Origin of the sequence: Sphingomonas sp. (assembly GCF_035490575.1) — a bacterium.
Classification (GTDB): Bacteria; Pseudomonadota; Alphaproteobacteria; order Sphingomonadales; family Sphingomonadaceae; genus Sphingomonas.
In genome coordinates, this window is sequence record NZ_DATJLI010000060.1 from 1 (window position 1) to 7,596 (window position 7,596).

9 protein-coding genes are annotated in these 7,596 nt (G+C 66.5%); 5 read left to right on the forward strand and 4 right to left on the reverse strand.

Translation table 11 applies throughout. The features are described 5' to 3' along the window. Positions 1 to 324 (reverse strand): WGR domain-containing protein (locus VL973_RS04375; RefSeq protein WP_325282810.1); only part of this gene is annotated, 324 nt, incomplete at its 3' end. A 195-nt stretch (positions 325 to 519) separates the two neighbouring features. Here VL973_RS04375 and VL973_RS04380 point away from each other — a divergent pair. The 3 genes from VL973_RS04380 (at position 520) to VL973_RS04390 (ending at position 3,720) form a co-directional block, all read left to right on the forward strand. Further along, the gene (locus VL973_RS04380; protein WP_325282811.1) at positions 520 to 2,148 is read left to right on the forward strand and encodes an alpha-D-glucose phosphate-specific phosphoglucomutase; all 1,629 of its coding nucleotides are present in this window, start codon (positions 520 to 522) and stop codon (positions 2,146 to 2,148) included. A gap of 64 nt (positions 2,149 to 2,212) precedes the next feature. Beyond that, on the forward strand, positions 2,213 to 3,154 hold the full coding sequence (locus VL973_RS04385) for an NAD(P)/FAD-dependent oxidoreductase (RefSeq protein WP_325282818.1): 942 nt from the start codon (positions 2,213 to 2,215) through the stop codon (positions 3,152 to 3,154). Positions 3,155 to 3,255: 101 nt separating this feature from the next. Further along, positions 3,256 to 3,720 (forward strand): hypothetical protein, encoded by a 465-nt coding sequence (locus VL973_RS04390; RefSeq protein ID WP_325282812.1) that lies wholly within the window; start codon positions 3,256 to 3,258, stop codon positions 3,718 to 3,720. Between the two features lie 23 nt (positions 3,721 to 3,743). Here the strand turns inward: VL973_RS04390 and VL973_RS04395 are convergent, their stop codons facing one another. Next, complete coding sequence (locus VL973_RS04395; protein WP_325282813.1) at positions 3,744 to 3,902, reverse strand: hypothetical protein; 159 nt, start codon at positions 3,900 to 3,902, stop codon at positions 3,744 to 3,746. Between the two features lie 160 nt (positions 3,903 to 4,062). On the opposite strand from VL973_RS04395, the gene VL973_RS04400 reads away from it, so the two are divergent. Continuing rightward, on the forward strand, positions 4,063 to 5,070 hold the full coding sequence (locus VL973_RS04400; protein WP_325282814.1) for a replication initiator protein A: 1,008 nt from the start codon (positions 4,063 to 4,065) through the stop codon (positions 5,068 to 5,070). A gap of 528 nt (positions 5,071 to 5,598) precedes the next feature. Next, positions 5,599 to 6,426 carry a helix-turn-helix domain-containing protein gene (locus VL973_RS04405; RefSeq protein WP_325282815.1) on the forward strand — a complete coding sequence of 276 codons (828 nt, stop codon included), beginning with the start codon at positions 5,599 to 5,601 and terminating at the stop codon, positions 6,424 to 6,426. 333 nt (positions 6,427 to 6,759) lie between these two features. Here the strand turns inward: VL973_RS04405 and VL973_RS04410 are convergent, their stop codons facing one another. Then, positions 6,760 to 7,008 carry a hypothetical protein gene (locus VL973_RS04410; protein ID WP_325282816.1) on the reverse strand — a complete coding sequence of 83 codons (249 nt, stop codon included), beginning with the start codon at positions 7,006 to 7,008 and terminating at the stop codon, positions 6,760 to 6,762. Further along, the gene (locus VL973_RS04415; RefSeq protein ID WP_325282817.1) at positions 7,005 to 7,514 is read right to left on the reverse strand and encodes a class I SAM-dependent methyltransferase; all 510 of its coding nucleotides are present in this window, start codon (positions 7,512 to 7,514) and stop codon (positions 7,005 to 7,007) included. The genes VL973_RS04410 and VL973_RS04415 overlap by 4 nt, the downstream gene beginning before the upstream one ends. Positions 7,515 to 7,596: the final 82 nt, after the last annotated feature.

Genomic DNA, 7,596 nt, shown 5'->3' on the forward strand with positions numbered 1-7,596 from the left:
GTTCAGATGATGCATATATACGCCCCAACTGAATATTGCACAAGCATCCGCCCGACATGTCGACACGCCGACATGTCGATAGGCCGTGCCGATCCGCCCCCCTGCCCCCGCCCGGCGGCGGATCAGCGCGCGGACATAGGCAGCGGCGCTGGCCTCATCGGCGAAGCTGCGCGTCAGGCTGCGACCGCCCGCGCCGATCCGGCCCCAGTCGGTGCGGATGGCGATGCGCCCGAACAGGTCGCACGACGCCGCCACGCGCCAGCGCCGGTGGATGTTGCGCGCGGGGTCGGTGGCGACCAGCTCCAGTGGCTCGAACGGCAGCATGGCCGCGATGATAATGCGTGCCCCCCTGCCCTGTCCGACGACTTGTCTGAATCACTGCGGCGCGATTGATTCAGCGGCTCGATCAATCCGCCCCGACACGCATACATGTCGACATGTCGACAACACCAAGATCGGTCGTTGCGCCGCAGCGCACAATCGGGCAGCACCGCCCGCGTCCAGCCAAGGGGGACCGCCATGATCCAGACCGTCGCGACCACGCCCTATTCCGACCAGAAGCCCGGAACGTCCGGCCTTCGCAAGAAGGTGCGCGTGTTCCAGCAGCCGCATTATGCCGCCAATTTCGTGCAGTCGGTGTTCGACAGTCTGGACGGTTTCGCCGGACAGACATTGGTGGTCGGCGGCGACGGGCGGTATCTTAACCGCGAGGTCATCCAGACGGTGCTGCGGATCGCCGCCGCCAATGGCTTTGGCCGGGTGCTGGTGGGGCAGGGCGGCATATTGTCGACCCCGGCGGCCAGCCATGTCATCCGCAAATCGGGGGCGTTCGGCGGCTTGATCCTGTCGGCCAGCCACAATCCCGGCGGGCCGGACGAGGATTTCGGCATCAAATATAATATCGGCAATGGCGGCCCCGCGCCGGAGGGCGTGACCGCCGCCATCCATGCCCGCACGCTGGAAATCGCCGAATACCGCATTCTCGACGCGCCCGATATCGACCTCGATCAGCTGGGCACGCAGATACTGGGCGACATGGCGGTCGAGGTGATCGACCCCGTTGCCGATTATGCCGAGCTGATGGAGCAATTGTTCGATTTCGACGCGATCCGCGCGCTGTTCGCGGGCGGCTTCACGCTCAGCTTCGACGCGATGAGCGCGGTGACGGGACCGTATGCCACCGACATTCTTGAGCGCCGCCTGGGCGCGCCCGCGGGGACGGTGGTGAACGGCACGCCGCTTCCCGATTTCGGCCATCATCACCCCGACCCCAATCTGGTCCACGCCCGCGACCTGTATGAGCGGATGATGGCCGAGGACGGTCCCGATTTCGGCGCGGCGTCCGACGGTGACGGCGACCGCAACCTGATTATCGGCCATCGCCAATATGTGACGCCATCGGATTCGCTGGCGGTGCTGGCGGCGAACGCGCATCTGGCGCCGGCTTATGCCGCGGGGCTGAAGGGCATCGCCCGCTCGATGCCGACCAGTGGCGCGGCCGACCGGGTGGCGCAGGCGCTGGGCATCCCGCTATATGAAACGCCGACAGGCTGGAAGTTCTTCGGCAACCTGCTTGATGCCGGACTGGCGACGATCTGTGGCGAGGAAAGCGCGGGCACCGGCTCGGACCATGTGCGCGAGAAGGACGGGCTATGGGCAGTGCTGCTGTGGCTCAACATCCTGGCCGTGCGGCGACAGCCCGTGGCCGAAATCATGGCCGAGCATTGGGCGCGCTATGGCCGCAATTATTATGCCCGTCACGATTATGAAGCGATCGCCACCGAGCGCGCCGACGCGCTGATGACCGAATTGCGCGCGGCGCTGCCCGACCTGCCGGGACGCGACACCGCGGCCGGGCCGGTCGAGGCGGCGGACGATTTCAGCTATGCCGATCCCACCGACGGGTCGGTCAGCGCGCAACAGGGCATCCGCGTGCGTTTCGCCGACGGATCGCGCGTCGTGTTCCGCCTGTCGGGCACCGGCACGCAAGGGGCGACGTTGCGCGTCTATCTGGAACGCTATGTCGCGCCCGACGGCGAACTGGCGCTGGAAACGGGCGATGCACTGGCCCCGCTGATCGCGGCCGCCGACGCGCTGGCGGGGATTGTCCGCCACACCGGCATGGACGCGCCGAGCGTCATCACCTGATGCGCCGACAGGTCGATCTGTATGCATGTCGACATGTCGGCATGGGTGACGCCGGGTGTCGGCCATGACGCACGCCGACATCGCGATCATCGGTGCAGGGATGGCGGGGCTGAGCGCCGCCGAACACCTGGTCGCGGCCGGGCGGCGGGTCATGCTGTTCGACAAGGGGCGGCGGCCCAGCGGGCGCCTGGCAAGCCGCCTTGTCGACGCCGGGGACCATCGCTTCGCCTTTGATTATGGCGCGCAATATATGACCGCGCGCGATCCCGGCTTTCGCGCGCGGCTCGACCGCTGGGCAAGGGACGGGGTAGCCGCGCCCTGGCCGGCGGCGGGCGACGATGCCTGGATCGGCGTGCCGGCGATGGACGCGCCGCTGGCGGCGATGGCGGCGGCGGTTCAGGTCGAGTGGTCGGCACATGTCCGCGCGGTCGCGCGCGATGGGGCGGGCTGGCATCTGTGCTTCGACGATGCGCGGCGTGGTCCCTTTGGCCATGTCGTGCTGGCGATGCCCGCCGAACAGGTCGCCGACATGGCCGCCAGTGTCGATCCGGCGCTGGCGGCGCTGGCGATGGCGCATCCGTCAGCGCCCTGCTGGACAGCGATGCTGGGCTTTGACCGCCCGGTCGACGCGCCCGCATTGCTGGACGGCGACGGCGTGATCGACCGCGCGGTCCGCAACGCGGCCAAGCCGGCGCGCGGCGCGGGGGAGGGGTGGACCCTCCATGCCGATGCCGACTGGTCGGCCCGCCATATCGAGGATGACCGGGCAGCAGTGGCGCACGCGCTGACCCGCGCGCTGGCCGTGCGCATCCCCGGCCTGCCGATGCCGGTGCATGCCGCCGCGCATCGCTGGCGCTATGCCCGGTCGGGGGCGGCGGGGATCGGCAGCTATCGCAATGCCGCGCTGGGCCTGTCGGCCTGTGGCGACTGGCTGCTGGCCCCGCGCGTCGAAAGCGCGTGGCTGTCGGGACTACGCGCTGCCGAAGCGATGCTGGCGGACGGCTGACGCCCGGCGGGCAATGACAATGTCGACATGTATGCGTGTCGACATGTCGGGCACGACGACATCCCGCTTGCCAAATCCGCCGGATTCGCCACTGGGGCGGCATGGACATTCCCGGCATCTATCACGACTGGATCATGTGGATCGGCGACGGCACCGGCCTGCCCGATGCGATCCTGCACATCCATGCGGGAATGGCGGTGCTGCTGGCCGTGCGGCTGATGACCAGACAGTCGCTGGGCAGCTTCATTCCGTTTGCCGCCGTCGTCGCCGCCGAACTGGGCAACGAGCTGCTCGATTATCTGCATTACGGCCTGCGCGTGGACGACACGCTGGCCGATATCGGCAATCCGGCTGCGCCCGATCGTCGCACGCGATGCCGGCAAGCGCGGCTGAACGCGCCGCGGTTCAGCGCTTGCGGTGCGGTTCGCTCGCCGGGGCCGGGGCAGGGGGCAGCACCAGCGGTTCGGGCATCCAGCCATCGAAGCGGAAAACCCGCTGTTCGGCAGGGGTCGTCGCAGTTGTGTGCGAGAATATCGGATCGAAGGCCGAAGACCGGGTCATCATAACCTCTCCCTGATAGTGGCGCGGTCTAGGCCGCCGCGCTGATGACGGATCGTAAAAGCCGTGAAACTTCGCCCTCGCTTCGTCCGATCCGGGTGCCGATCTGCTTCAAGGTCAGGCCCTGCGCGCGCAGCTTTGCTGCATGTTCGGCCATCTCGATGCGGTTCGTCCCCATCGCCGCGCCCATAGACCTTTGCGATTGCAAAGGCCAGTGCCGAAAGCCGCACCGCAGCCCGCCACCCATTTCATACTTAAAAGCACGAATTGCGCCGCCCTTGCCGGGGCTGTAACCCTGTGGCGACCCCCGCGAACGCCATAAAGTTCGTGCTTTTGAGTAGAAAATCGCGATGAGCCGAGATGAGCCGCCCGCATCCGACCCGGCCAACTCCGCCGCCGCCCCCCAGCGCCGCCGCGCCGGCGCGGCCAGCGTGCCGCAGGGCGAGCTGTTCCGGCTCGACAGCCCGCTTTACGGCGAAATCCGGGGCGAACGCTCGCTGGCGGCCTTCCCCTTTTTCGCCTTGTCGAAACAGCGCTGGATGAAGCCGCTCAGCTATAATCACGACCGCGTGATGATCGAGGTGCGCCCCTCGGCCAGCGGCGTCGCGACCATCTATGACAAGGAAATCGTCCTCTACATCGCCAGCCTGATGGCCGCCAAGATCGAGGCGGGGGAGACGGTGCAGCAGGATTTCGTGTTCACCGCGCACGACCTGTTCACCGTGACGGGCAGCAATCATTCGGCGCGTTCCTATTCGCGGCTGTCCGAGGCGCTGGAGCGGCTGCAGGGCACGCAGATCAAGACCAATATCGAAGCCGGCGGGGAGGGGGAGGAGGGCTTCTTCTCCTGGCTGTCCGAAGCGCGCCTGCATTACACCAAGACGCGCAGCGGCGACCGGCGGCTGAAAGCGGTCAAGGTGCGGCTGTGCGACTGGCTTTACCGCGCGATCCTGCTCGACCGGCATGTGCTCGACTATGCCAATGCCTATTTCCAGCTCGGCCCGATCGAGCGGCGCATCTACGAAGTCGCGCGCTCGACCTGTCCTTCGGCGGCGGAGGGCGGGGCGCTGGAAGTCGATCTGGCGACGTTCCGGCTCCAGATCGGCTATCAGAACCCGCTGGCCAATTTCCGCAGCGCTTTGAAGGCGATCGCGCTGGCCGATGCGATCCCCGGATACCGGCTGCAACTGGTCGAGACGGTCGGCGGTGAGGCGGCGAGGGACGAAGCGCCGCGCCGCGGCCGCCGCGCGATGCCGTGCACCGTCGTCATCACCGCGCGCCCGATTGCGATCGAGGACGGCGCGACGGAGGACGGCGCGACCGGGAACATGGCCGATGACGAGGCCGGCGCCGGTTAAACCCCTGTCGCCGCGCGAATCGCCGCGCGCGAATCACCCGGCCTGATCGATCCGAATCGGACGGCCCGGCGCCGCCCGATGCGCCTCGTCGCTGCGTTCACGCCATTTCATACCCGAAAGCACGAATGAAAAAAGGTATTTCCTACTCGAAAGCACGAACCTAAATGGTCATTCCTACTCAATAGCACGAACTTTTCCGGCATTTCCTACTCGAAAGCACGAACTGCAAGCGCTTCCGGTGCCGGGATTTTTGGGCAATGATCGGGAAATGTTCCGGCGGCGTGCCGGACGAACAATGGTCCGATGACGGATCGACAGGAAATGGAGCGGACGTGACCACATAAAGGAAAGCCCGGCGCGAAGGCCGGGCATCCCGAGGATTTTGGAACGACGTCGCCAAACGTCGAACGGGTCTCAACAAGTCCCTTTCCAATAGCTCAGGGCGATTTTCGCCGCAAGGATGCGCGTTTCGCGCCACGCCTCTTTTTTGCCCGGTCGCGGCCCCAGAACGAAAAGGGGACGTGGAAGATGGCATTGCACAGCCTTGGCGATGCGACCTGCATCGCATTGGGCCGGATCCCCGCGCGCCGTGCGCCCGCGCGAAGCGGTGCGCCGCACCCGACCGGCGCGCCCGTGCGCCGCGACAGTATCGAGGCGGGGACGTTCGAGGACCTGTTCTTCGCGGTGCCCGGCAAGGGCGAGACCGATCGCCTGGTCCGCATGGCGCGCGCCGCGCTCGACAGCGCCCGACGCCTGAAACGCATCGAGCGCGCGGGCGAGCGCTCGCTGAGCGTCGCCGAGCGCCGCCTGACCCGGCTGAGCGCGGGGGCGGTGCGGCTGTATGAGGAATTGTGCACGCTGGCGCGGCTCAACCGGGGACGGGTGTTCCCCAGCTATGACTGGCTGGCCGAGGCGACGGGTCTCGGCCGTGCGACGATCGCGCGTAGCCTGACCGTGCTGGAGGCACTGGGCTTTCTGGTGCGCCAGCGCCGGTTTCGCCGCGTCGAGGGGGCAGGGGCGGGGCCGCGCTATGCCCAGACCTCCAATGCCTATCGCCCGATCGTGCCTGCGCGCATCATCGGCCTGCTGCCGCGCTGGCTGCGCCCCGCGCCGCTGCCGGCCGATGTCGTCGCGGCCGAGGGTCAGCGCCTCGCCGAAACTCGGTCGATGCTGAACGGCCAGAGCGCCGCGGAATGCACCGACCCACGCGTTGGTGGCGCATTGGGGCGGATGCTCGCCCGGCTCGGCGCCGCGATCGATGCCCGCGATCAGCGCGAGTCTCATGACGGTCCGCAACCGCTACCCGATTCATTTAGAAAGAACGGCAATGGCGTCGGCCTAGTCGGCCGACCATGATTTCAAACACGTCCTCGATACACCGACACATGACGCAACCGTTGAACGGGCCGGCTTACGCCGTCCCGATGCTCCCCGATGGGAGCAGGTGGCTATGGCATCGTGGCGCTCGCGGACGTTCGATTGCGTTGAACGCGCAGGGCAGGACAGGACAACATTCGGCTCGGATTGCCTGACAACCGGCACGCCATCGTGCTTACGCTAACTGACAATGTGCTCGCTATCAGCAGCGGCGCATCGCCACTATCAACACGACCTAGTTAATCGGCTCACGCCCACCAATTAGCGAACCCGCCATCAGCGTGCCGCGACGGCGGACGTGACCAGCAAGGATCAATCGGCGTCGGGATGATCGAGCAGCCGGAGCAGGATTTGCGAGACGAGGGGAGGGGGCACGCCCTCGTCCAGCATCATCGCGAAAAACGCATCGTCGTTGGGCGTCGGGATCATGTTTTCGATCACGAGGTTGGCGCGCGAGTCCGCCATGTCCTCACGCCACATGGCGACTTCCGCCGGGGTGCCGCGCACAAAATCCATCGCGCGGACTTGGCGGCGGATCGCTTCGATATCGAAATGGCTCATGCTTCATCCTTCCACGTCGCTAGCCAGATGGTCGCAACAGGGTCAGCGTCGATGTAGGTGATTGCTTCGAACCCGGCCGCGCCGAGCAGTTCGCGGTATTCCTCCGGAGCCAGGCTGGCGTGAAACAGCGGCTCTCCCTGCCATTCGCCCCATGCTTCACCGGCTTTTGATCCGGACGTGAACATGATCGGGCCGCCGCTTCGCACCAGCCTTGCAAAGCGTGGGATCATGGCCCGCTGATCGTTCCGGCTGAGATGGAAGAAGCTATGCCAGGCGATGACACCGTCAAAACAATGCGCGGGATCGAAACGCCGCATGTCGTCCACGATCCAGTTGCCGTCCGGTAGGGCCGAGCGGGCATGGCGGATGAGGCTGGCCGAGCTGTCCACGCCGGTCAGGATGAAACCCCGACGCAGCAGTTCGGCGCCGATCGGCCTGCCGCCCCCACCTGCCGAATCCAAACAATAAACGTGGTCTGCCGATCGCGAAATATATTTTGCCCGCAAGTGACGGAAAATGACGCTCGCAAACTCGATCAGTCATGACGCGGGAGAAAGGCGACGACACGCAACGAGCTGACACGATGGG

Excerpts from the sequence above, each read along its gene's own strand:
- VL973_RS04380 (WP_325282811.1), top strand. The coding sequence starts at position 520 with ATGATCCAGACCGTCGCGACCACGCCCTATTCCGACCAGAAGCCCGGA.
- VL973_RS04385 (WP_325282818.1), top strand. The coding sequence starts at position 2,213 with ATGACGCACGCCGACATCGCGATCATCGGTGCAGGGATGGCGGGGCTG.
- VL973_RS04390 (WP_325282812.1), top strand. The coding sequence starts at position 3,256 with ATGGACATTCCCGGCATCTATCACGACTGGATCATGTGGATCGGCGAC.
- VL973_RS04395 (WP_325282813.1), bottom strand. The coding sequence starts at position 3,902 with ATGGGCGCGGCGATGGGGACGAACCGCATCGAGATGGCCGAACATGCA.
- VL973_RS04400 (WP_325282814.1), top strand. The coding sequence starts at position 4,063 with ATGAGCCGAGATGAGCCGCCCGCATCCGACCCGGCCAACTCCGCCGCC.
- VL973_RS04405 (WP_325282815.1), top strand. The coding sequence starts at position 5,599 with ATGGCATTGCACAGCCTTGGCGATGCGACCTGCATCGCATTGGGCCGG.
- VL973_RS04410 (WP_325282816.1), bottom strand. The coding sequence starts at position 7,008 with ATGAGCCATTTCGATATCGAAGCGATCCGCCGCCAAGTCCGCGCGATG.